Source organism: Herbidospora sakaeratensis, assembly GCF_001570525.1.
Lineage (GTDB): Bacteria > Actinomycetota > Actinomycetes > Streptosporangiales > Streptosporangiaceae > Herbidospora > Herbidospora sakaeratensis.
This window is the reverse complement of sequence record NZ_BBXC01000026.1, coordinates 51,260-73,742: the sequence shown is the minus strand read 5'-3', so window position 1 is coordinate 73,742 and position 22,483 is coordinate 51,260. Positions and strand designations below refer to the sequence as shown.

Sequence of the window (22,483 nt, the reverse complement as noted above, 5' to 3'; positions counted from 1 at the left end):
CCGCCGGGGTGAACGGCGCCTGGTCAGCCGCAGCAACCTCCGCCGCAGCAGCCACCGCCGCCACCGGACGAGGGGCGGGGGGCCGAGGCTGAGGCGGTGCCCGTCACGGCGACCGTGGAGAGGAGTTTCACCGTGTCGTCGTGGCCGCCGGGGCAGGGGGCGGGGGCGTTGGCCTCGGCCATGGGGCGGTTGAGTTCGAAGGTCGAACCGCAGGCGCGGCAGCGGTAGTCATAACGCGGCATGCGACCAGACTACGGGCCCGCGTCGCCGTCAGGTGAAGGAGACCGAGGCGTAGTCGCCCACCGGGACGTAGCCGAGCTTCTGGTAGATCGAGTTCGACGTCGGGTTCGACAGGTCGGTGAAGAGCAGCACCTCGGAGGCGCCGGCCGCCAGGGCGGCGGCGGTGGCCGCGTGGGTGACGGCCGAGCCGTAGCCCCGGCCGCGCAGTTCCGGCGGGGTGTAGACCGGGCCGACGCGGGACATGCCGGCGATCGGCTGGGAGAAGGCGGCCATCGAGACGGGCGCTCCCCCGTGGTCCCAGTAGACGAGCTCCTCCCGGTTGGTGCGGGCGGAGACCAGCGGGGTGGGATCGGCGTCGCGGTCGACGTGGGCCTCGTGCTGGAAGTCGCGGAACCAGCTGACGAGATGGTCGCGGTCGGCGGCGGTGGCCGTACGCGGAGAGCCTGGGGTTCTGTGTGGGGCCAGGGTGGTCAGACGGTAGAGGCGCTCGCTGCGGCGGAAGGTCTCGGGACGCCACCAGACGCGGGCGAAGGCCTCGGCCACCTCCAGCGGGGCCGAGACGCCCGGGACGGCCCGGTCGAGCGCGATCAGGTCGCGGGCCAGCGGCCCGAGGGCGCGCACGGGCACCGCGCCCAGCAGGAGCGGGTAGGGCGGGGTGTGCAGGATCGCCCCGGCGATCTCGTCGTCTTCGACGAACCAGCCACACAGGTTGTCGTCGCGGAAGACGCCGCTCCGCAACCCCCGGAGCACGGTCAGCGGGACCGTGTTCCGCACGGGGTCGCGGAGCAGCCAGTCTTCGGCGTCACCGGGGAAACCGGTGACATCGTCGCTCAGAACCCAGGTCATGCACCGGATCCTAGGCCGCCGACTCCTCGAGGTAGGGCGCCCATTGCGGGTCCCCGTCGAGCTGGGCGCCGATCAGCCTCCAGTGGGGCCCGCGGGGGACCACCGGGAGCACCCGGAGCTGCCAGCCGATCTCCTCCAGGAGTTTGTCGGCCTTGCGATGGTTGCAGGGCATGCAGGACGCCACGCAGTTCTCCCACGTGTGCGGGCCGCCCTTGGAGCGGGGGATGACGTGGTCGATCGTCTCGGCCCGCTGGCCGCAGTAGGCGCAGCGGAAGTCGTCGCGGCGCATCAGCGCCGCCCGCGTGAGCGGGATCCTCGACCGGTAGGGAATGCGGACGTAGCGACGGAGCCGGATCACCGACGGGATGTCGAGGGTCCGGGTCGCCGATCTGAGCACACCGCCGCGGCCGTCGCGATGGATGATGTCGGCCTTCTCGCGGAGCACGAGCACGATCGCCCGGTGCATCGAGAGAGTGGTCAGTGGCTCATAGGTTGCGTTGAGGAGTAGAACCTGGCGCATCAGCCGACCTCCCCGGCCATGGCTGTGCGCCGGAGTTGTGGCCCCGTCTGTTGGGACTCAGGTCGTTCTTTCACACGGACCTCCGCCGGACGGCCCAGCGGATGGTCACCACGGCACCGTCCTCAACCAAAGTGTGTCCTTTGCGAAGACAAGTCCGCCACCCCATAACCTGGGCAACTGGTACGCCTGATGCTCTTTATGCCCCGGCGATCATCTTTTTACTCCCCCCGACAGGCGTGTCGGCCTACGGTGTCGGGCTGTCGGTGAGCTGCCTTAGAGTGCCAGGCATGACGCGACCTTCCTACCCCGCCGCAAGGCGTGCCGACGTGGCCGACGTGCTCCACGGCACCACCGTGCCCGACCCCTACCGGTGGCTGGAGGAGCCGGCGTCCGCCGAGGTCGCCGACTGGCTCGCGGCGCAGGCGAAGCTGTTCGGCGAGGCCGAGCTGGCCGGCCGCGAGCGGTTCCGCGGCCGGGTGGCCGAGCTGCTGAAGTCGGGCTCGATCGGGGTCCCGGCGTGGCGGGGCGCACGGCGCTTCTTCATGCGCCGCACTCCGGAGCAGGAGCACTCGGTCCTGTACGTCGTCGACGCCGACGGGGCCGAGCGGGCCCTGCTCGACCCGATGGCGCTCGACCCGAGCGGCCTCACCACCCTCGACACCTGGCAGCCCGACAAGGAGGGCCGGCTGCTCGCCTACCAGATCTCGGTGGGCGGCGACGAGGAGTCGAAGCTCTACGTCATGGAGGTCGAGACCGGCGAGATCGTCGAGGGGCCGATCGACCGCTGCCGCTACTCCCCCGTGGCCTGGCTGCCGGGCGGGGAGCGGTTCTACTACGTCCGCCGGCTCGACCCCGAGCTGGTGCCCCAAGACGAGGAGCAGTACCACCGGCGGGTCTACCTCCACACGGTCGGCGCCGCGCCCGACGACGACGTCCTGATCTTCGGCGAGGGGCTCGAGAAGACCAACTACTACGGGGTCTCCGTCTCGCGCGACGGGTCGTGGCTGACGATCTCGGCGTCGCGGGGCACCGCGCCGCGCAACGACCTGTGGCTGGCCGACCTGCGCACCGGCGACATCGGGGCGCCCGAGCTGGTGACCGTCCAGGAAGGGGTCGACGCCCAGACCGGGCTCCACTTCGGGCGCGACGGGCGGCTCTACGTCTTCACCGACCGCGACGCGCCCCGGGCCCGGGTCTGCGTGACCACCCCCGACCAGCCGGGCTACGAGTCGTGGCGCGACCTGCTCCCCGAAGACCCCGAGGCGGTGCTGAGCGACTACGCCATCCTCGACGACCTCGACGAGCCGATCATGCTGGCGGGCTGGACCCGCCACGCGATCTCCGAGATCACCGTCCACCGCCTCGAGACCGGCGAGCGCATCGGCTCGGTGCCGACGCCCGGCATCGGCACGATCGGCGGCATCTCCGAGCGCCCCGAGGGCGGCCACGAGGCGTGGTTCGGCTACACCGACAACACCACCCCGCCGACGATCCAGCGCTTCGACGCCCGCACCGGCGAGACCACCCTGTGGGCGGCCTCCCCCGGCACGGTCGACGTGCCGCCGGTGCAGACCGAGCACCTGGTCTACCCGTCGGCCGACGGCGCCGAGGTCCACCTGCTGGTGATCTCCCCCGTCGACCGCGACGGCCCGCGCCCGACCATCCTCAACGGCTACGGCGGCTTCGGCATCTCGATGACGCCCGGCTACTCGGCATCGGTGCTGAGCTGGGTCGAGGCGGGCGGCGTCTACGCCATCGCCCAGCTCAGGGGCGGTGGCGAGCAGGGCGAGGAGTGGCACCGCGACGGCATGCTGGCCAACAAGCAGAACACCTTCCGCGACTTCGAGGCCGCCGCCGAGTTCCTGATCGCCCAGGGGATCACCACGCCCGAGATGCTCGGCATCTCCGGCGGGTCCAACGGCGGCCTGCTGGTGGGCGCGGCGCTGACCCGCCGTCCCGAGCTCTTCGCCGCCGTCGTGTGCTCGGCGCCGCTGCTCGACATGATCCGCTACGAGAAGTTCGGCCTGGGCGCGACCTGGAACGTCGAATACGGCTCGGCCGACGACCCCGAGGAGTTCGGCTGGCTCTGGGCCTACTCGCCCTACCACCACGTGAAGGAGGGCGTCGCCTACCCGGCGACCCTGTTCACGGTCTTCGCCAGCGACACCCGCGTCCACCCGCTGCACGCCTGGAAGACCGCCGCGGCCCTCCAGCACGCCACCGGGGGCGACCGGCCGATCCTGCTCCGCAACGAGGCCGAGGCGGGCCACGGGGCGCGCGCGGTCAGCAAGAGCGTCGAACTCGCCGCCGACCAGCTGGCCTTCTTCGCGACCCACCTCGGGCTCAAGGCCTGATCGCCGGATCCCGCAGAGGAAGGCCCCGGACCATGTCCGGGCCCTTCCTCTCCCGTCCGTTACGGCTCACCCCGCCCGCCGCCTCCGGCAGGGGCCGCACCCGGCGCCGACGCCCTTTTCCGCCCCGCGCCGCAACGGCAGAGCTCCGACGCCCCGACCGGAGCCGCGGGGCGGTCGCGGCCCCCTAGCGGGGGAAGATCACCGTCTTGTGGCCGTCGAGCAGGATGCGGTGGTCGGCGTGCCACTTGACGGCCCGGGCGAGGGCCTGGCACTCGAGGTCCTTGCCGATCGCCACGAGGTCTTCGGGCGAGTGGGTGTGGTTCACGCGGGCGACCTCCTGTTCGATGATCGGCCCCTCGTCGAGGTCGGCGGTCACGTAGTGGGCGGTGGCGCCGATCAGTTTCACGCCCCGGGCGTGGGCCTGGTGGTAGGGGCGCGAGCCCTTGAACGACGGCAGGAACGAGTGGTGGATGTTGATCACCCGGCCCGACAACTTGCCGCACAGGTCGGCCGAGAGCACCTGCATGTAGCGGGCCAGCACGACCAGGTCGGCCCGGTAGTGGTCGACCAGGGTCAGGATCTCCTGCTCCTGGCGTTCCTTGGTCGCCGGGGTGACCGGCAGGTGGTGGTAGTCGATGCCGTGTGACTGGGTGAGAGGCCGCAGGTCGGGGTGGTTCGAGGCGACCGCGACGATCTCGATGCCGAGCGACTTCGACCTGACCCGGTAGAGCAGGTCGTTCAGGCAGTGGTCGAACTTGGAGACGAGCACCAGCACCCTCGGCAGCACGGCCCGGTCGAAGAGCTGGAGTTCCATGCCGAAGTCGGGGGCGAGGGCGGCGAAGTCCCCGCGCAGCACGTCGGCGGCGGTCTCGGCGGTGAACTGCACGCGCATGAAGAACCGTTCGGAGACGGGGTCTCCGAACTGCTGGCTCTCGGTGATGTTGCAGCCGTGGCGGGCCAGCAGCCCCGAGACGGCGGCCACCACTCCGGGACGGTCAGGGCACGAGAGCGTCAGCACGTATTCGGCGGTCATATTCCGCAAACCTTCAGTCGACGGGGTGACTCGGACGGAGAATGATACCCGGACCGGCACTGGCGAATGGGGGACGTCACAGTGGCTGAGACGAGACCGGCCGCGCGCGTCATCTGCCTCGACGGCGACGGGCGGGTGCTGCTGCTCCGGTGGCACGACCACGTCAGCGACGAGGTCTTCTGGGAACCGCCCGGCGGCGGCATCGACGCGGGCGAGTCGGCGCTGGCCGCGGCCCGGCGGGAGCTGACCGAGGAGACCGGGTTGCCCGGCGAGGCGGTCGAAGACGTCTGGGTGCAGGTGGAGCGCGACTTCCACTGGCTGGGCGTGCACTACATGAAGACCGAGCCCTTCTTCCTGGCCCGGTTCCCGGGCACGCCCAAGGTCGGGAGCACCGAGCTCACCTCCGAGGAGACCGGCACCTACCGGGGGCACGCCTGGCACACCCCCGACTCGCTCGACACGCTGCCCGAGCGGGTGGAGCCGCCGAACCTCCGCGAGGTCATCGAACGCCTGGTATAGGCCCCGGCGAACGGCACGGCGGGCCCGAGGCCGAACAGGAGACCGCCGACCGGGCGGCCGAGGATGCCCGCGACGCTGGTCCTGGCCTCGTTGCCGGCCAGGGCGCCGGCGATCCTCGGCTGGTCGACGATGCCGCGCAGCAGGTTCACCTCGGCCAGCGAGTAGATCACCGCCGCCGTCCCGTCGGCGAAGGCGACCAGGGCGAACAGCACGAAGCCGGGCTGCCCGGTGACCACCGCCGCGACCATGGCCAGCGCGGTGACCAGCCGGGCGGTCTCGGCGCCGATCATCAGCGTCCGGGCGTCGCGGCGGTCGACGTACACCCCTCCCGGCAGGTAGAGCACCAGGTAGGGGATCATGCCGATCGATGCGATCAGGCCGGCCGCGACCGGTGAGTCGAGGACCGCCAGGGCCAGCAGCGGATAGGCGATCGCGGTGGCCCTGGTGCCGAGGAAGGAGATCGTCGAACCCGTCCAGAACAGGACGTATTCCCGGATCATGCGTCGAGGGCGTGCCGGATGTCGGGGTCGTCCGGGTCGAGGTCGTGGGCCCGTCTGAGGTCGTCGAGGGCGGCTTCCTCCTGGTCGAGGGCCCGGTGGGCGACGGCGCGGTTGAAGTAGACGGCGGCGTCCTCGTCGAGCTCCAGGGCTCTGGTGAGGTCGGCGACCGCGCCTTCGACGTCGCCGGTCTCGTAGCGGAGGATGCCGCGGTTGGCCCAGATGGAGGCCAGGTCGGGGGCGCCGTCGAGGGCCACGTCGAAGGCGGCCCTCGCGGCCGTGTGGTCGCCCTGGGCGGTCTCCAGCTGGCCGAGCACGGCGTGCAGGTGGGGGTTGCGCGGGTCGAGGGCCAGGCCGGCGGTCACGTCTGCGCGGGCGGCCTCGTGGTCGTCGAGCATCTCGAGGATGCCGGCGCGGTTGACGTAGGCGTTCAGGAAGCCGGGGTCGAGTTCCAGGACGTGGTCGAAGTCGGTCCGTGCGCCCGTCAGGTCGCCCTGGCCGAGGCGTAGTTCGCCCCGGTTGTAGAACGCCTCGGGGAGGGGCGGGCCGACCGCTATGGCCGTCTCGTAGTCGGCCAGGGCGGCGTCGGTCTGGCCCAGGCGCAACCGCAGGTTGCCGCGGTCGAGGTAGTGGTCGGGCACGGCGGGGTCGTAGGCGATGGCCCGGTCGAGGTCGTGCAGGGCCTCCTTCGGGTTGCCCATCGTGGCCAGCAGCTGGGCGCGGTTGGCCAGCAGGACCATGCGGTGCAGCGGGTGGGCGCCCACGGGGAGCTCCTCGGCCAGGGTGAGGGCCGACTCGACCAGGTCGAGGGCGGTGTCGAGGCGGCCCCGGCGCAGTTCGATGAGGGCCTTGCCGTTCTGGTCGAAGCCCAGCTTGAAGGCGCGTTCGTGCGGGTCGGGCAGGATCGTGGAGATCGCGATGGCCTGGTTGATCCAGGCGGTCGCCCGGCCGAGGTCGCGCTGGGCGGGGTCGGGGTGGCGGGCGTCCAGCATCGCGGTGCCGTAGGCCGAGGCGGCGTGCACGGCCGGATCGAGGCTGGTGCGGCGCGCCTGGTCGTACATCTCAAGAGCCTCTGAGCGGCGGCCGAGGCCGCCGAGGGCGGTCGCGGTGCGCTGGGCGAAGCGCCACCAGCCGGGCGAACCCGGTTCGGAGAGCGCGAGGCCCCGGCGCCCGAGCTCCACGACGGCGTGCAGGAAGCCCTCGACCACGCAGCGGTCGACGGCGGCCCACAACGCCTCCACGGCGGCCGCCGGGTCGCTCCCGCGCTCCAGGTGCCAGGGCAGCGCGCCGAGCATCTCCGCCGGTCCCAGCTCGGCGGCGCGGCGGTCGTGGCGGCTCCTGCGGTCGTGGGGGTCAAGGGCCTCGTAGGCGGCCCAGGCGGCGGGGTCGTCGGTGGTCCCGTCGCTGTCGATCACGTCAGAAGGCGCTGACGAGGTGTCGAACAGGATCACGGTGACGCCGGGCAGCCGGCGGGACAACACCTGGAGCAGCTCCAGGTCGGTCGGATCGGCTTCGTGGACGTTGTCGGCCACCAGCGAGACGCCCTCGGGCATGACCTCCAGGGCCAGTTCGGCGATCCCGTTGGCCAGGCGCAGAGTGCGGCGCGGCGCCGGGACCAGGATGCGCTCGTCGTCGGGCAGGGTCGCGTCGATCGGCCGCCGTCTCCCGGGAGCACGCTCCCGCGATCCCGGGAGAACGGCGTCGATCTCGATGTCGAATCGGTCGGCTAGGCCGGGGGAACGCTCCAAGGCCTCGGTCACGAGTACGCGGAGCAGAGCTCCACCGAACGTGTAGGGCCCGCGCAGCCGCCGATGCGTGTTGACGGCGGCCATGAAGAGCGGTGGCGCCCCGAGCGTGCGGAGCGCCGCCATACGGTCACGAGAGAGATCTCCCCGAACCCAGATCTGCCGAGGCCCCGGCCTCACCCCTTGTGGATGACGCTCGCGGTGCCGGTGAGTTTCACCGTGCCGGGCTTGCGGACAATGATCTTCTTCATCGTGCCTCTTTCCCCGCTAAAGGGTTCCCCACTTTGGGCAACAACGCACAATTATTAGTACGAATGTGCGTCTCGCCAATAGTAGAGACCGACTATTTCGGGGGAAATAGCGAAGAACGGGCAGATGTCAGGACTTTCTCGACATAAAGAACAACCGAAACTCCTCTTTCCTCCCTGCGCAGTTCGCGCCAGCCATACTTCCGATACAGCGCGACCGCCGCGCTCTGCTGCAGCGTGGTGTCGGCGCACAGCACCGAGTAGCCGAGCTCGCGGCCCCGCTCCTCCAGGGTCTCCAGCATCAGCGCACCGTAGCCGCGCCGCTGGAAGTCGGGGTGGACGCGCAGGCGGCACATCTCGGCCGTCTCGTCGTCGACCCGTCGCAGCGCGCCCATGGCGGCCAGCCGCCCGCCGGCCACCTCGCCGACCAGGAACTCCCCCCGATCGTCGAGGTAGACCTCCTGGATCCGGGGGAAGTCGTCGTCGTAGTAGACCCCGTCGCCGGGGACCAGCCCGACCTGTGCCAGACCGGCCTGGTGCATCTCCCACACCTCGTCGAGATCCGACCAGCGGTAGCGACGCACCCGCAGAGGGGCCGTCACGCGTTGCCCATCGACGAGTAGTCGATCGGCGCGCGGACCAGCGCTTCGGCCTTCAGATCTTCGAGACCGGGAACACCTTCTCCGTTCTTGGTGACGATCGACCGGATGAGCTCGTTGACACGGCCCATGACCAATTCCGTGCGGTGAATGTGCTCGATCCGGTGCAGGGCGTCGAGCCCCTGCTTGACCGCCTCTTCGGGATCGCCCTCCAGCAACCGGCACATGGCCAGGTCGATGCGGATGAGCGTCTGGTCGAGGGGCTCGCCGGCGTATTGGCCCAGGGCCTGTTCGAGGACGACGTCGGCCTCCAGCGTCTCGCCCAGCTTCACCAGGACGTCGCCCTGGTAGAAGTAGAGCTGCCGCTCGGTGTAGCCGAACGCGGCGTCCTCCTGTTCCGAGGGCACCATCTGGGCGAAAGCCGCCCGCGCCCGCGACAGGGCCCGCTTGGCCTGCTCCACGACGTCCTTCTTCTGGCCGGTCGCCCCGGCGAGCATCGCCAGCGCGCGGGCCTCCACGACCGGGGCCATCGTCTTGGCCGCGCACGGGGTCTGGCCCGCGAGGTCGCGGCTCTTCTTCGCGAGGGTCAGGGCCTCACGCGGGTCGCCGTAGTAGAGCGGCACCAGGGATTCGCGGGCGGTCACCCACGCCCGCAGCGCGCGGTCGCCGGTCTCGTCGGCGGCGGTGCGGCCGGTGCGGAAGAAGGTCCGGGCGAGCCGGTGGTCGCCCAGGTCGATAAGGATCATGCCGGTCAGGCCGGATAACTGGGCGGCCATGCGGCATAACCGCTCCTGCAGGTCGACCGGCTGCCGCCGCTCCAGCGCCGTGCGGACCGCGGAGAACTCCAGCAGCACGTCACAGAGCAGGCGTAAGGGCGGGGTGTTCATGTACTGCCTGCCGAAGCCGATCGTGGCCTCTTCCCACTGATCGAGCATCGCCGGGGAAACCGTCGCCGACACCATGACGTCGTCCATCTTGCGGCGAATGTTCTCGGTGGCCGCGAGCACCTGGGCGTCAAGCCCGGACACCGGTACGGCGGCACCTCCGGCGAGGAGCTGCAGCAGCGTCCTCCGTAGCACGTTCTCGTCCTCCTCGCCCCCGCCCTGCGCGGTGACACCGCTGTCCGGTTGGAGCAGCAGCTCGCGCGGGACCGGGGAAACGTCGGGTCTTGCCTCTTGGGGGTCGCCGCCGCGTACGACGCCCGGCATGCGGTGGCCGTGGCCACAGATGCACGGGCCCTCGTATCCGAGGGCGACCGGTTCAACCCGGTAGACGGTGCACAGGTAATGGAGGTATTCGGGCCCGGGCCGCTTCAGCCCCGACTCGTACGCCGACAGGAGGGTCTCCCCGATCCCCGGAGGGTTCTTGCCGTCTCGCTCGAAGAGAGCGCGTACTTGTTCGATGACGTCGGCGAGCGCTATGCCGTGCGAGAGGCGGTGGCATTTGATCCGGGACGTTCCGAACTGAACCGAGCACGCTTCGAAGATCTCCTCAGCGATGCTCGCCAGACTCCGCCCCGCGGCCAGGCCCCTGGCCCGCACCCGCCGGGCGGTCTCCGTTTCCTTGTGCTGCCTGCCGGACATACCGGCCCCTCTCCGTGGCCGGCCGTACGCGCCGTCCACATGTCCCGACCGGTCCACAATTCGTTGACACAGCGTAACCTCGGGGTTGCACTACGCCCAGAAGAAATAATGGACCAGATTTGGTGCGGCCCGGACCTGCAATAGAACGTGCTGATAGAGGATCGTCCACCGGCGGGCGACATTCTTCAACCCACTTGGTGGTAACCGCATCCAACGCCCACTTATCGCCTCGTTGACCCATCCGGCTCAGTGAGTCATCTTGGGCCGACCAGCAACGAACGCAGGGTTCGGATTGCGGGAGGAGGAGGACGAACGTTGGGGGAGGACGATTTCGGGCATCTGGAGCGACTCGCTTCGGAGCTCGACTCGCGGGGACTCCTCGCACGGGTCGTAACCACCCAAACGGGTCGGGCCTTCGTGCGAGTGATCAACCCGAAGGCGACGAGTCTCACCGAGAACGTCGTCTGCAAGTCGGCCGACTACTGGTGGTCCTGGGGGGAGCGGATGCATCGAGCCGATGATCCGGCCGGAGCCGCCACGAAGGTCGCCCGCGTTCTCGCCGCGGTGGGCGAGTAGATCGAAACGGCGACGGGCCGGGTGAAGCGCAGTCACCCTTGGCCCGGCGTCACCGCCGCGGCTCCACGGAGCCGGCGGGCGGCCCGGTGCGGAACGTTCCCACGGGAACGTTGTGGCCGGCCCGCCGGCTCCGAATTCCACGCTGAGTTCCACGATGGATTCCACGGTTTTCCCTGGTCCGCCGCCCGCCGGCGCGGGTGGCGCTGGGGGGGGATCCCCCTCTCGGAGAAAGGCACGAGACACGCTTCCGGGTGCGCGTCTCCGGCCCCGCTGACCGTCACAGGAGCACCGGTCCCGCCGCCCTCCGCGGCCCGGCGGGATGGTGCTCACGTCCCCCGGCGTGAATGTGACGACAGCCGGTTCGATCGGCAATATGGGTGCAGGCCTGCCCGAAACCGACCGAGCCGATCCGAGGGGGATCCACTCCGTGTTCCTGCTCTCCCCGAGCCCTTCCCCGACCCCGACCCCGTCTCCGGCCGAAACGGGATTCCTTCCCGACGCCGGAACCGCCGCCAAGACCTTGTGCGGCACCGACGATCTCGGTATCTGTGGCCTGGTGAGCGCCTGGATACCCAACGCTTGGGCTCAGATCGTGGCCGGCCTGATCAACGTCGGCGTCGTGATCGTGTTGATCCTGATCGTCGCCCTCATACTGCGCGCCGTCGTGCACCGCCTGATCAGCCGGATCTCCCACCGCGCGGCCAGCGCCTCGATGCCCGAGCGGTTCCGCTCCCGGTTCGGCGGCCCCCAGGAGGGGCTGGAGGCGATCCTCGCCGAACGCCGCCGTCAGCGCTCTGAGACGCTCGGCTCCGTGCTCAGGCACATCACGTCGATAGTGATTCTCGGCACCGCCCTGCTGATGATCATCTCCCGCCTCGGCCTCGACCTGGCGCCCCTGCTGACCAGCGTCGGCATCCTGGGCGTCGCCATAGGGTTCGGCGCCCAGGAGCTGGTCAAGGACTTCATCGCCGGCATGTTCATGCTGATGGAGGACCAGTACGGCGTCGGCGACGTGATCGACGTCGGCGTCAGCACCGGCACCGTCGAGGCGGTCAGCCTGCGGATAACCCGCCTCCGCGACGCCGACGGCAAGGTCTGGTACGTCCGCAACGGCACCATCACCCGCGTCGCCAACGAGTCGCAGGGCTGGTCGCGGGCCCTCGTGGACATTCCTGTCGCCTACGACTCCGACGTGGCCCAGACCCGCGAGCTCCTGGTGACCGTGACCACCGAGATGTGGGAGGACCAGGGTTACCGCGACAACATCATCGTCGAGGAGCCCCAGGTCTTCGGCATGGAGCAGATCTCCGGCACGGCCATCGTCTTCCGCGTCGTCGCCAAGACCGCCCCGGGCAAGCAGCACGAGGTGGCGCGGGAGCTGCGTACCCGGATCAAGAGGGCTTTCGACGAGCGCGGCCTGGCCATCGCCACGATCGCGTGACACCGGCACTCGGGAGCTGTTTTAACCTGAGAAGGTGAGCAGCGAGCAGACGTTTTACGACCTCGTCGGCGGCGAGGAGACCTTCGACCGCCTCGTCAGGCGGTTCTACGAAGGCGTCCGCGACGACCCGGTGCTCAAACCCCTCTATCCCGAAGACGACTTCGAGGGCGCCGAAGACCGGCTGCGGATGTTCCTCAAGCAGTATTGGGGTGGCCCCAGCACCTACAGCCAGGAGCGTGGCCACCCCCGGCTGCGCATGCGCCACGCCCCGTTCGTGATCGGCGAGGCCGAGCGCGACGCGTGGCTGAAGCACATGGGCGACGCCGTCAACGAGCTGCACCTGCCCGCCGAGCAGGAGAGCAAGCTGTGGCAATACCTGGTTTACGCCGCCCATAGCCTGGTAAACGCATGAGATGACCTCCCCCTGGTGGCGTGACGCCGTCGTCTACGAGATCTACGTCCGCAGCTTCGCCGACGCCTCGGGTGACGGCGTCGGCGACCTCCCGGGGGTGACCGGCCGGCTCCCCTACCTCGCCGAGCTGGGCGTCGACGCCGTCTGGCTGACCCCCTTCTACCGGTCGCCGATGGCCGACGGCGGCTACGACGTGGCCGACTACCGCGACGTCGACCCGTCGTTCGGCACCCTGGCCGACTTCGACGCCCTGGTGACCAAGGCCCATGAGCTGGGCCTGCGGGTGATGATCGACATCGTGCCGAACCACAGCTCGATCGAGCACCCGTGGTTCCAGGAGGCGCTGCGCGGCGTCAAGCGCGACCGCTACCTGTTCCGCACCGAGACCAACAACTGGCAGTCGGTGTTCGGCGGCCCGGCCTGGACCCGCGTCGCCGACGGCTCCTACTACCTCCACCTGTTCGCCCCCGAGCAGCCCGATTTCAACTGGCGCAACCCCGAGGTCCACGCCGAGTTCCTCGACGTGCTGCGCTTCTGGCTCGACCGGGGCGTCGACGGTTTCCGCATCGACGTCGCCAACGGCCTCTACAAGGCCGAAGACCTGCCCGACACCACCGCCGGCTTCGTCTCCGGCAGCCCGATGTCGAGCCGGCCGGAGGTCCACGGGGTCTACCGCGAGTGGCGGGCGCTCGTGGACGGCTATCCCGGCGAACGTGCCTTCGTGGGCGAGGTCTGGACCGACACTCCGGAGGACCTCGCTCTTTATGTACGTCCGGACGAACTCCACCAGAGCTTCAACTTCGCCTGGCTGAAGGCCCCCTGGTCGGCCGACGCGTTCCGCGCGGTGATCGACAAGACGCTGACCGAGATCGCGGCCCCGACGTGGGTGCTCTCGAACCACGACGTGGTCCGCCACGTCACCCGCTATGGCGAGGGGTCCCTGACCCCCTCCGGCGGGATAGACCGGGCGAAAGCCGCACTTCTCGCCATGCTGGCCCTGCCGGGTTCGGCTTACCTCTACCAGGGGGAGGAACTCGGCCTCCCCGAGGTACAGGAAATTCCCCCGGACAAGCGGCAGGACCCCACCTTCTTCCAGACCGACGGCGAACTGCCCGGCCGCGACGGCTGCCGGGTGCCGCTCCCGTGGTCCGGGTCCGCCAGCCCTTACGGGTTCGGCACGGGCGAGCCGTGGTTGCCCCAGCCGTCGAGCTGGGCGTTGCTGACGGCCGAACGCCAGGCCGCCGACCCCGCCTCGACGTTGTCCTTCTACAAGGCCGCCCTCGCCTGGCGCAGGCAGATCATGGCGGGCGACGAGATCGAATGGCTGGCCGGGCCGGCCGACACGCTCTTCTTCCGCCGGGGGTCGGTGATCTGCGTGGTGAACTGCGGCGACGTGGCCGTTCCGTTGCCTGAGCACAAGGAGCTGGTGTTGGCGACGGCACCGCTGGTCGACGACCTCCTGCCGCCCGACGGCGGGGCCTGGCTGCTGGCCTGACACCAGAGGGTGTTCCGAGAGGGAAAGAATTCCACCCGTTCTCTTCTCCCGCCGTCTTCCACCCGGGAGGAAAAAACCTCACCTGGGACACTGGGGCGGTGACGCCGTTGCGAGAGGGCATGATCATCAGCGTGCGGACCCGCCGGGACGTCGTGGTCGTCGACCCGGCACGTTTCCTGGCGGCCGCACGGGCCGCCTACCGCGATCTCCACCCCGACGCCGACGAGGCAGAGATCACCGACGTGTACGACGCGGTCGGCGTGCTCCTTGATCGGTTCGGGCCGCTGGCGTCCGACGCGCCCGACCAGCTGGTCGGCTACGGCGGCCCGCTCCCGGGCCACCGGGTGCTCGATCGGCCCGACGGCCTGTCTCCGGCGGGGGAGCTCCAGCAAATCGTGGTGGACGATCCGATGGCCCTGCAGGACTACGGCTGCTTCCTGCCCGAAGACCCGTTCGCCCTGCCCCCAGGTTGACGGCAGAGCGCGGGGAGGTCGGCGAGGCTGGTGATCGTCCGCCAGGCCCGCTGGGGCCTCTCCCGGCTCTCTGAGCGGTTGAGCCAGACGGCGCGCATGCCCGCCTCCGCCGACGCGGCCACGTCTTCCACCGGATGGTCGCCCACGTGGAGGCACTCTTCCGGAGCCACCGCCAATTTGGCAGCGGCGTAGCGGTAGATCTCCGGGTCGGGCTTGCGATGGCCGCATTCGGCGGCGACGACCGTACAGGACATGAAATCGGCCACCCCGACCAGGTCAGGGCGGGAGTTGCCATTGGTGATCAACGCCAGCCGGTGGCCCCCGGCCCGTAGCTCCCGCAGGCAGGGCAGCGTGTCCGGATAAAGCGTGACACCGGCATGCCGGGCGCGCATGTACTCGGCGTGCACCCGATCGGCGAACCCGTCGGCCGCGCCGGTCAGCCGGGCCGACTCGGCGAAAGCCGCCCGGCGGATGTCCTCCATCGGCGCGCCCGCGAACTCTGGCCGCGCCGCCACGTCGTCGCGGACCCGCCGCAACCACTCCGCCGTCACCGGCGGGCCGAACATCCCGGCCGCCAGGGCGAGGGCCCGCCGCATCGCTCCCTGGAAATCCCACAGCGTCTCGTCGCCGTCGAAGGTGACCACTCTCACCCGCCGAGTCATTCCCTAAAAAAACATCTCCGACTTGTCCGAAGTTTTCGTTATCCACCCGCGACCTGCGGGTCTCCTGTGTGGCGGCGCGTAGTGAGCGCCCCCCTCCACGTCTCCTCAACAGGACAAGGACTCCAACCACCATGAGCACACCCGCCTCGCGCGGCATCCGGGCCGGACGTCTGTCCGGCGCACGTCAGGTCCGCCGCCTGGCGCTGGCCGCCGTTGCCGCCGGCCTCCTGGGCACCTCCGTGGTGAGCGTCACCTCCCCGGCCATCGCAGCCGAAGCGCCCCTGTCTCAGGGCCGTACCGCCATCGCCTCGTCGTCGGAGCGCGGTGACCTGTCGCCCGCGGCCGCTTTCGACGGGAAGACCGGCACCCGCTGGTCCAGCAAGTTCAGCGACCCGCAGTGGCTCGCCGTCGACCTCGGCAAGTCCACCGCCATCGACAAGATCGTCATCAACTGGGAGCGCGCCTACGCCACGGCCTTCCAGATCCAGACCGCCGCCACCAGCGCCGGCCCCTGGAAGACGGTGTACAACACCACTGCCAACAAGGGCGGTGTGCAGACGATCGACCTGTCGACCACCGGCCGTTTCGTCCGCCTGTACGCCACCAAGCGCTCCAGCCAGTACGGCGTCTCCCTGTGGGAGTTCCAGGTCTTCGGCACCGGCGGGGGCACCGGCAACCCGACGAACCCGACCCCGACCCCCACCCCGACCAAGCCGACCTCCACGCCCACCAGCAACCCGACGACGACCCCCACCCCGCCCGCCACCGGCTGGGTGCCCGTGGACCAGGCGGCGTGGAAGAAGACGCTGGACGCGTACAACAAGATCCCGTTCGAGACGGTGCCCGCGAACATCGTGCGCGTGCCCGAGTTCCACACCAACTGCACGGTGGCCAACGAGGCCGCGGACGACCCGATCGTCCTGCCCGGCCTGGTCGGCGCCTCCCACCTGCACACCTTCTTCGGCCCGAAGGTCTCCGCGAAGACCACCACCGAGGACCTGCTCAAGAGCACCACGACCTGTGACGCTCCCGGCGACAACAGCGCCTACTGGGCACCGACCCTGCTGAAGAACGGCAAGCCGGTCCCGATGAAGAACTTCCGCGCCTACTACGGCTCGCGCCTCAAGGACCCGTCCGAGGTCAAGCCGTTCCCGCCGGGCCTGCGGGTCGTCCAGGGCGACGCCAAGCGTCAGGTCGCCACGCCCAAGGGCGCGTCCGGCCAGTTCTGGTGCGCCGGCAGCGCCGAGACCGGCCGTAGCGCCGACGGCAACTGGCCCGTCTGCGCCCCCGGCGGCAACCTGATCTACCAGCTCACCTTCCAGGACTGCTGGGACGGCAAGCACATCGACTCGCCCGACCACAAGTCCCACATGGGCCCCGCCAAGAACGGCACCTGCACCGGCGACTACCCGGTCGCCGTCCCGAACATCTCGATGATGCTCGGCTACGACTCGCTCGGCGGCGACGGCCTCGCGCTGTCGTCGGGCATGGCGTCCTCGATCCACGGCGACTTCATGAACGCCTGGACGCAGGACACCCTGAGCGCCCTCGTGAAGGTCTGCATCAACCAGAAGGCCAAGTGCGGCGTCACGCCGGGCTGGAAGAAGTAACGCTCCCCCGCTGAACGCCGTGCCGGCGCCCCGCATCTCAGGGGGGGCGCCGGCACGGTGCGTTTCCTGGCCCTGACGGATTCCCGGCCTTTTGCCGGCCCGCGTCCCTTTGATGTTTCCGAGCAGTCGACGGTTTCGAGCCTTTGACGAGAGAAGCCACCTGCGGCGGGCGCAGGTGGCTTCTCTTCTGTTCGGGGAGGACCCTAGTCGCGGGTCAGCTTCCGGTAGGTCACGCGGTGCGGACGGGCCGCCTCGGCGCCCAGGCGCTCGATCTTGTTCTTCTCGTAGTCGGCGAAGTTGCCCTCGAACCAGAACCAGTTCGAACCCTCTTCCCAGGCCAGGATGTGGGTCGCGATGCGGTCGAGGAACCACCGGTCGTGAGAGGTGATCACGGCGCAGCCGGGGAAGTCGAGCAGCGCGTTCTCCAGCGACGACAACGTCTCGGTGTCGAGGTCGTTGGTCGGCTCGTCGAGGAGCAGCACGTTGCCGCCCTGCTTGAGGGTCAGCGCCAGGTTGAGCCGGTTGCGCTCGCCACCCGACAGCACCCCGGCCTTCTTCTGCTGGTCGGGGCCCTTGAAGCCGAACGCGGCGATGTAGGCCCGCGACGGCATTTCCACGTTGCCGACCTTGATGAAGTCGAGCCCGTCGGACACGACCTCCCACACGTTCTTGGCCGGGTCGATGCCGCCGCGCGACTGGTCGGCGTAGGAGATCTTCACGGTGTCGCCGATGACGATCCCGCCCTTGTCGGGGGTCTCGTTGCCGGTGATCATGCGGAACATGGTGGTCTTGCCGACGCCGTTGGGGCCGATGATGCCGACGATGCCGTTACGGGGCAGGTCGAAGGTCAGGTTGTCCATCAGGACCCGGTCGTCGAAGCCCTTGGTCAGGTGCTCGGCCCGGATCACGGTCGTGCCCAGACGCGGGCCCGGCGGGATCTGGATCTCCTCGAAGTCGAGCTTGCGGAACTTGTCGGCCTCGGCGGCCATCTCCTCGTAGCGCTGGAGACGGGCCTTGCTCTTGGTCTGCCGGGCGCGGGCGTTCGAGCGCACCCACTCCAGCTCGCCTTCCAGGCGCTTCTTGCGCTTGGCGTCCTTCTGGCCCTCGACCTTCAGACGGGCGGCCTTGGCCTCGAGGTAGGTCGAGTAGTTGCCCTCGTAGGGGAAACAACGCCCGCGGTCGAGCTCGAGGATCCAGGTCGCCACGTTGTCGAGGAAGTAGCGGTCGTGGGTGACGGCCAGGACGGTCCCGGGGTACTTCTCGAGGTGGGACTCCAGCCAGTTGACACTCTCGGCGTCGAGGTGGTTGGTGGGCTCGTCGAGCAGCAGCAGGTCGGGCTGCTCCAGCAGGAGCTTGCACAGCGCGACCCGGCGGCGCTCACCACCGGAAAGAGTGGTCACGTCGGCGTCGGGCGGCGGGCACCGGAGGGCGTCCATCGCCTGCTCGAGCTGGGCGTCGAGATCCCACGCGTTGCGGTGGTCGAGCTCGTCCTGCAGCTTGCCCATCTCTTCGAGAAGCGCGTCGCTGTAGTCGGTCGCCATCTCCTCGGCGATGGCGTTGAAACGGTCGAGCATCGCCTTGGTCTCGGCGACGCCCTCCTCGACGTTCCCGAGAACGGTCTTGGACTCGTTCAGCGGGGGCTCCTGCTGCAGCATGCCCACGGTGTAACCGGGCATCAGGCGGGCCTCGCCGTTGGAGGTCGGTTCGAGCCCGGCCATCATGCGCAGCAGGGTGGACTTGCCCGTTCCGTTCGGGCCAAGCACCCCGATCTTCGCTCCGGGCAGGAAGGACAGCGTGACGTCGTCAAGGATCACCTTGTCGCCGTGTGCTTTGCGCACGCGCTGCAACGTGTAGATGTACTCGGCCATGCAGTCAAGCTTAGTGGCAACTCAGCACGCGGTTGCTGGCTTGCCGCCGGGCGGCGGCATCTGCTGCGCCGGCAGGCAGACCCGATCGCGCCCGAGCTCCTTGGCCCGGTAAAGCGCCAGGTCAGCGGCGGCCAGCAGCTCGATGAGATCATGCCCGTGGACGTTCATTATCGCGACCCCGAGCGAGATCGTGACCGTGATCATGGCGTCGTCGGCGGGTACCGCCATGCGCCCGACCCGGCTGCGCAGCCGCTCGGCCACCCGCCGCGCCTCGGCCAGGTCGGCCCGCGGCAGCAGCACCACGAACTCCTCGCCGCCGAACCGCCCGACCACGTCGTAGTCGCGCAGCTGGCTGCGCAGCGTGGCGGCCACCCCGATGAGCACCTGGTCGCCGACGAGGTGGCCGTAGGTGTCGTTCACCCGCTTGAAGTGATCGATGTCGACGATCAGCAGCGCGAGCATCTCGCCCGTGCGATGGGCCCGGACGATCTCGGTGTCGGCCTCGCGCTGCCAGGCGGCGGCGTTGAGCAGGCCGGTCTTCGGGTCGGTGCGGGCGGCGGCCTGCAACTGGGCGTGCATCAGGCTGCGCTGGAGCAGCATCACCGGCGGCAGCGCCAGCACCAGGAGCAGCAGGTTGAGCCCGCACATGATCGCGACGATCAGCCCGAGACACAACTCGACGACGTCGAGCAGCAGGCTCTCGCGATCCCACAACACGTCGCGCCAGCGCACGTCGGGATCGGCGGTGTGCGCGGCGACCGCGATCAGCGCGGTGTTGAGGATCGTGAACAGCGCCGCGCAGCCCACGGCCAGCACGATCGGCCAGCCCACCCCCTCGGTCAGCCGGGAGGGGTCGTCGACCTGCGAGTGGAACACCAGCGAGGCCGCCCCCGCCGCCAGCCCGATGGCCGCCGACGTGACCACCCGCCGATAGACGACGGTCGCGCGCACCCGGAGCTGCAGAAGGATCTGCAACGGAATCGGCGCCAGCAGCGCGTAGACCGGCGGCAGCAGCAGCGCCACCGGCAACCACCAGGCCGACAGCAGGTCGCGCGACACACCGGCGGGCATGCCGAGCCGCCGGGTCGCCTCGATGCACACGGCGCCACAGGCCATCAGCGAGCAGAACACCAGCAGATCGCCGACCGACGGGACGGTCACCAGCGACAACCCGGCGATCGCGACGAGATCGATGGTGACGATCAGAAAGAGATAGCCGACCAACGGGCGTCGCTGTGCCATCAAAGGCCAGCGGCCCGCCCGCGACGGAGGCCCCCCGATTGGTTTGGCCGAGGTCTGACTTGGCGCTGTCATCCGCTCCCCCAAACGCCTTCTCATCCGCTGAACGCAGCGTCTCACGATGTGTAACACAATAGTTGCGGAGTGTGCGACGCGCGACGGGAACCGCTACCTTGGGCAAGGTGGCCATCACAATCCGGTGGCCCGGCAAGGAGGTTGACCGCTCACCCGGAGCGGGCCGCGCGCGGAAAGGAGCAGCCATGGCTCGGGGCGTTGTCTGGACCTGACCAGTCTGGTGCTCTCGCAGCGACACGTTTAGTCGCCATCGGCCGTCCTCCCTGCGCTGGTGAAACAGCGCGTGGGATACCGGCCGCGCACGGCCGATGCCCCCTCCATCGCGCACCAGCGACCGTCTCCCACACCCGATCGCCGCCTCCGGCTCTCCCCAGCCGGGACGGCAGACCAGGGCCCCCAACTTTTTCGGGGGCCTGACGATCACCAACCAGATCTGGCCTTGACGTGCCAGGTCTGGTTTTTGGTGTGCTCGGGGGGTTTGCAGGGTTTGATGACTTCGGAGGGGGCCTCGGTCGCCGGGATCGGGAGCGTAGGCGAACCTGTCGTGCCCCTGGCATCGTGCGCAGACCTGTCGTGCCAGCCGGCGTCGTGCGCGGACCTGTCGTGCCAGCCGGCCTCGCGCGCAGACCTGTCGCTCCCGCCGTGTGAGCGACGACTCAGCCAGAGCCTTCGTCGTCCGCCTCAGGAGGTCAGGCAGAAGGGATGGCCGGCCGGATCCAGGAGTACCCGCCAGCGGCCGTCGCCGGGCTGATGGTCCGGTTTGGCCGCGCCGAGCTCCAGGGCCAGCTCTTCCATCGCATCGAGGTCGTCAGCGCGGAAATCCAGGTGGAGCTGTTGCGGCACGTCCTGACCTGGCCACTGCGGTGCTCGGTATCCGGCAACCCTCTGGAACCCCAGATCACAGCCGGAGTCGCTCGTCAGAGCGACGAACTCGTCCGTTCCGAACAGTTCGCGCATCCCGGTCAGCGCACCATAGAAGGCCGCCAGCGTCCGCGGGTCGGCACAGTCGAGGGTCACCCCTCGCAGCACAGCGCCTGGCACCGTTCACTCCTTCGTGTCCGCGCTTCCACCTCTGTGAGCCGCCGCCGCACGCGATCATCGGCCACAGCCACACCGTACTCGCCACATCCGTGGTTGTGACCGGCGTTTTCCATGCCCGCCCGGCTGTCCACAGGGCCGTCATCGGCGGTCGGGTTATCCACAGGCGCGAATTCACGCCGGTCAGCGAGGGGGAGATCGGGCCACTGTTGTGCCCGAGCCCGGCGAGGGTCCGGGCAAACGGAGGACAGAGAGTTATGAGCGAGATCTACGTGACGCTGACCGGCAACGTCACCGACGACCCCAAGCAATTCACGTTCGGCGACGGGTCCCGGGCCACCTCCATGCGGGTGGCCGTCGACCGCCGGATCCTCGACCGCCAGACGCAGACCTGGCGCGACGGCGAGACGACCTTCTACACCGTCAGGTCCTACCGGGGGCTGGCCGACCACGTCGCCCAGTCGGTCCGGCGGGGGCACCCGGTCGTGGTGGTCGGCAAACTCCGGGTGAAGCAGTTCGAACGCGAGGGCGAGCAGCGCTTCTGGGTGGAGGTGGAGGCCACCTCCGTCGGCCACGACCTGAAGTGGGGCATCTCCAGCTTCGAGCGTCCGGCCCGGGGCGCCTCGCGCGGCGCGATGACCGACGACGACCTGCGTGCGATGGAGGACGACACCCGCGACTGGGAGCTCAACACTCCCGGCCTGCGGGTCCTGGAGGGCGGCGCGGGCCAGGACGACGCCGAGGCGGAAGAGGCCGAGTCGTGGCCCGAGGAGACGGTCCCCGCCGCCGCCTGATCCGACGGTCCCCACCGTCAAGGCCGGCCTGCCCATCTCCCCCGGGCAGGCCGGCCTTCCGGGCACAGCTCACCCAACTGGGGCCTTATGAGACGAATTGCATCACCCCTGCGCGGAGAGCGGCGCGGGCCATGACAACCCGGCCAAGACGGAAAACCCGAGTCGTGGTCGCACGAGACGGACCCCGACCGCCTGATCCGACGGCCCCCACCGTCAAGGCAGACCTGCCCATCTCCCCCAGGCAGGCCGACCTTCCGGGCACAGCTCACCCGACTCAGGCCATAAGAGCCGAATGCGCAACGTCGCCCCGCATCAGGGGGCATCGAGGCGTGGAGCCAGCCATTCGAGCGGGGCAGGCGCGTGGGTTCCGATCCCCTTGTGAGCGGAACCCATGCCGAGTCGCGATCGGCTCCGGTGTCCCGCCACGAGCCGGAAGCGGGAGCCAGGCCCGAAGCGAGAGCAGGAGCCGGGCCCGAAGCGAGAGCAGGAGCCGGGCCCGAAGCGAGAGCAGGAGCCGGGCCCGAAGCGGGAGCGGGAGCCGGGCCCGAAGCGAGAGCAGGAGCCGGGCCCGAAGCGGGAGCGGGAGCGGGAGCGGGAGCGGGAGCGGGAGCGGGAG

Annotated in this window: 21 protein-coding genes; 9 read left to right on the top strand and 12 right to left on the bottom strand. The window is 69.7% G+C overall.

Annotated features, from left to right (window positions below; translation table 11 throughout):
* Window positions 1-23 precede the first annotated feature (23 nt).
* The 3 genes from AW271_RS39205 to AW271_RS35625 are packed head-to-tail and all read right to left on the bottom strand — an operon-like array spanning window position 24 to window position 1,606.
* Entirely contained in the window at window positions 24-242 is a 219-nt protein-coding gene (locus AW271_RS39205) for an FmdB family zinc ribbon protein (protein WP_083977720.1), read from the bottom strand.
* Between the two features lie 28 nt (window positions 243-270).
* Window positions 271-1,086, bottom strand: a complete 816-nt coding sequence (locus AW271_RS35630; protein ID WP_062342322.1) for a GNAT family N-acetyltransferase — start codon at window positions 1,084-1,086, stop codon at window positions 271-273.
* Window positions 1,087-1,096: 10 nt separating this feature from the next.
* On the bottom strand, window positions 1,097-1,606 hold the full coding sequence (locus AW271_RS35625) for an HNH endonuclease (RefSeq protein ID WP_062342319.1): 510 nt from the start codon (window positions 1,604-1,606) through the stop codon (window positions 1,097-1,099).
* Window positions 1,607-1,893: 287 nt separating this feature from the next.
* Between AW271_RS35625 and AW271_RS35620 the strand changes: the two genes are divergently transcribed.
* Window positions 1,894-3,960 carry a prolyl oligopeptidase family serine peptidase gene (locus tag AW271_RS35620; RefSeq protein WP_062342317.1) on the top strand — a complete coding sequence of 689 codons (2,067 nt, stop codon included), beginning with the start codon at window positions 1,894-1,896 and terminating at the stop codon, window positions 3,958-3,960.
* 184 nt (window positions 3,961-4,144) lie between these two features.
* On the opposite strand, the gene purU is transcribed toward AW271_RS35620, so the two are convergent.
* On the bottom strand, window positions 4,145-4,993 hold the full coding sequence (gene purU, locus AW271_RS35615) for a formyltetrahydrofolate deformylase (RefSeq protein WP_062342316.1): 849 nt from the start codon (window positions 4,991-4,993) through the stop codon (window positions 4,145-4,147).
* A gap of 81 nt (window positions 4,994-5,074) precedes the next feature.
* Between purU and AW271_RS35610 the strand changes: the two genes are divergently transcribed.
* On the top strand, window positions 5,075-5,512 hold the full coding sequence (locus AW271_RS35610) for an NUDIX hydrolase (RefSeq protein ID WP_157554972.1): 438 nt from the start codon (window positions 5,075-5,077) through the stop codon (window positions 5,510-5,512).
* On the opposite strand, the gene AW271_RS35605 is transcribed toward AW271_RS35610, so the two are convergent.
* From AW271_RS35605 to AW271_RS35590, 4 genes are all read right to left on the bottom strand, one after another.
* Window positions 5,413-6,012, bottom strand: coding sequence for an MFS transporter (locus tag AW271_RS35605; RefSeq protein ID WP_062342312.1), 600 nt, complete (start codon window positions 6,010-6,012; stop codon window positions 5,413-5,415). The two genes, AW271_RS35610 and AW271_RS35605, sit on opposite strands and share 100 nt — an antisense overlap.
* The gene (locus tag AW271_RS35600) at window positions 6,009-7,880 is read right to left on the bottom strand and encodes a tetratricopeptide repeat protein (RefSeq protein ID WP_062342310.1); all 1,872 of its coding nucleotides are present in this window, start codon (window positions 7,878-7,880) and stop codon (window positions 6,009-6,011) included. The genes AW271_RS35605 and AW271_RS35600 overlap by 4 nt, the downstream gene beginning before the upstream one ends.
* Window positions 7,881-8,097: 217 nt before the next feature.
* Entirely contained in the window at window positions 8,098-8,604 is a 507-nt protein-coding gene (locus tag AW271_RS35595) for a GNAT family N-acetyltransferase (RefSeq protein WP_245653361.1), read from the bottom strand.
* Window positions 8,601-10,184, bottom strand: a complete 1,584-nt coding sequence (locus AW271_RS35590; RefSeq protein WP_062342309.1) for a tetratricopeptide repeat protein — start codon at window positions 10,182-10,184, stop codon at window positions 8,601-8,603. The genes AW271_RS35595 and AW271_RS35590 overlap by 4 nt, the downstream gene beginning before the upstream one ends.
* Window positions 10,185-10,601: 417 nt before the next feature.
* Between AW271_RS35590 and AW271_RS42670 the strand changes: the two genes are divergently transcribed.
* The 5 genes from AW271_RS42670 to AW271_RS35565 all read left to right on the top strand — a co-directional run bounded on the left by AW271_RS42670 (window position 10,602) and on the right by AW271_RS35565 (window position 14,581).
* Window positions 10,602-10,760, top strand: coding sequence for a hypothetical protein (locus AW271_RS42670; protein ID WP_232327638.1), 159 nt, complete (start codon window positions 10,602-10,604; stop codon window positions 10,758-10,760).
* A 592-nt stretch (window positions 10,761-11,352) separates the two neighbouring features.
* Entirely contained in the window at window positions 11,353-12,201 is an 849-nt protein-coding gene (locus tag AW271_RS35580; RefSeq protein WP_245653360.1) for a mechanosensitive ion channel family protein, read from the top strand.
* A 34-nt stretch (window positions 12,202-12,235) separates the two neighbouring features.
* Complete coding sequence (locus tag AW271_RS35575; RefSeq protein WP_062342302.1) at window positions 12,236-12,613, top strand: globin; 378 nt, start codon at window positions 12,236-12,238, stop codon at window positions 12,611-12,613.
* Between the two features lies 1 nt (window position 12,614).
* On the top strand, window positions 12,615-14,108 hold the full coding sequence (locus tag AW271_RS35570; protein WP_062342300.1) for a glycoside hydrolase family 13 protein: 1,494 nt from the start codon (window positions 12,615-12,617) through the stop codon (window positions 14,106-14,108).
* Between the two features lie 98 nt (window positions 14,109-14,206).
* On the top strand, window positions 14,207-14,581 hold the full coding sequence (locus tag AW271_RS35565) for a hypothetical protein (RefSeq protein ID WP_157554970.1): 375 nt from the start codon (window positions 14,207-14,209) through the stop codon (window positions 14,579-14,581).
* Here the strand turns inward: AW271_RS35565 and AW271_RS35560 are convergent.
* Complete coding sequence (locus AW271_RS35560; RefSeq protein ID WP_169806454.1) at window positions 14,533-15,231, bottom strand: HAD family hydrolase; 699 nt, start codon at window positions 15,229-15,231, stop codon at window positions 14,533-14,535. The two genes, AW271_RS35565 and AW271_RS35560, sit on opposite strands and share 49 nt — an antisense overlap.
* 143 nt (window positions 15,232-15,374) lie before the next feature.
* Here AW271_RS35560 and AW271_RS35555 point away from each other — a divergent pair, with 143 nt between their 5' ends.
* Entirely contained in the window at window positions 15,375-16,853 is a 1,479-nt protein-coding gene (locus AW271_RS35555) for a DUF1996 domain-containing protein (protein WP_062342294.1), read from the top strand.
* 203 nt (window positions 16,854-17,056) lie between these two features.
* Here the strand turns inward: AW271_RS35555 and ettA are convergent, their stop codons facing one another.
* The 3 genes from ettA to AW271_RS35540 all read right to left on the bottom strand — a co-directional run bounded on the left by ettA (window position 17,057) and on the right by AW271_RS35540 (window position 21,052).
* Window positions 17,057-18,721, bottom strand: coding sequence for an energy-dependent translational throttle protein EttA (gene ettA, locus AW271_RS35550; RefSeq protein ID WP_062342291.1), 1,665 nt, complete (start codon window positions 18,719-18,721; stop codon window positions 17,057-17,059).
* Between the two features lie 21 nt (window positions 18,722-18,742).
* Window positions 18,743-19,945: a GGDEF domain-containing protein gene (locus AW271_RS35545; RefSeq protein WP_245653359.1), complete on the bottom strand. Its 1,203-nt coding sequence runs from the start codon at window positions 19,943-19,945 to the stop codon at window positions 18,743-18,745.
* A gap of 771 nt (window positions 19,946-20,716) precedes the next feature.
* Window positions 20,717-21,052, bottom strand: coding sequence for a VOC family protein (locus AW271_RS35540; protein ID WP_245653358.1), 336 nt, complete (start codon window positions 21,050-21,052; stop codon window positions 20,717-20,719).
* Window positions 21,053-21,330: 278 nt separating this feature from the next.
* On the opposite strand from AW271_RS35540, the gene ssb reads away from it, so the two are divergent.
* Window positions 21,331-21,867, top strand: a complete 537-nt coding sequence (gene ssb, locus AW271_RS35535) for a single-stranded DNA-binding protein (RefSeq protein ID WP_062342287.1) — start codon at window positions 21,331-21,333, stop codon at window positions 21,865-21,867.
* The last annotated feature ends 616 nt before the right edge of the window (window positions 21,868-22,483 follow it).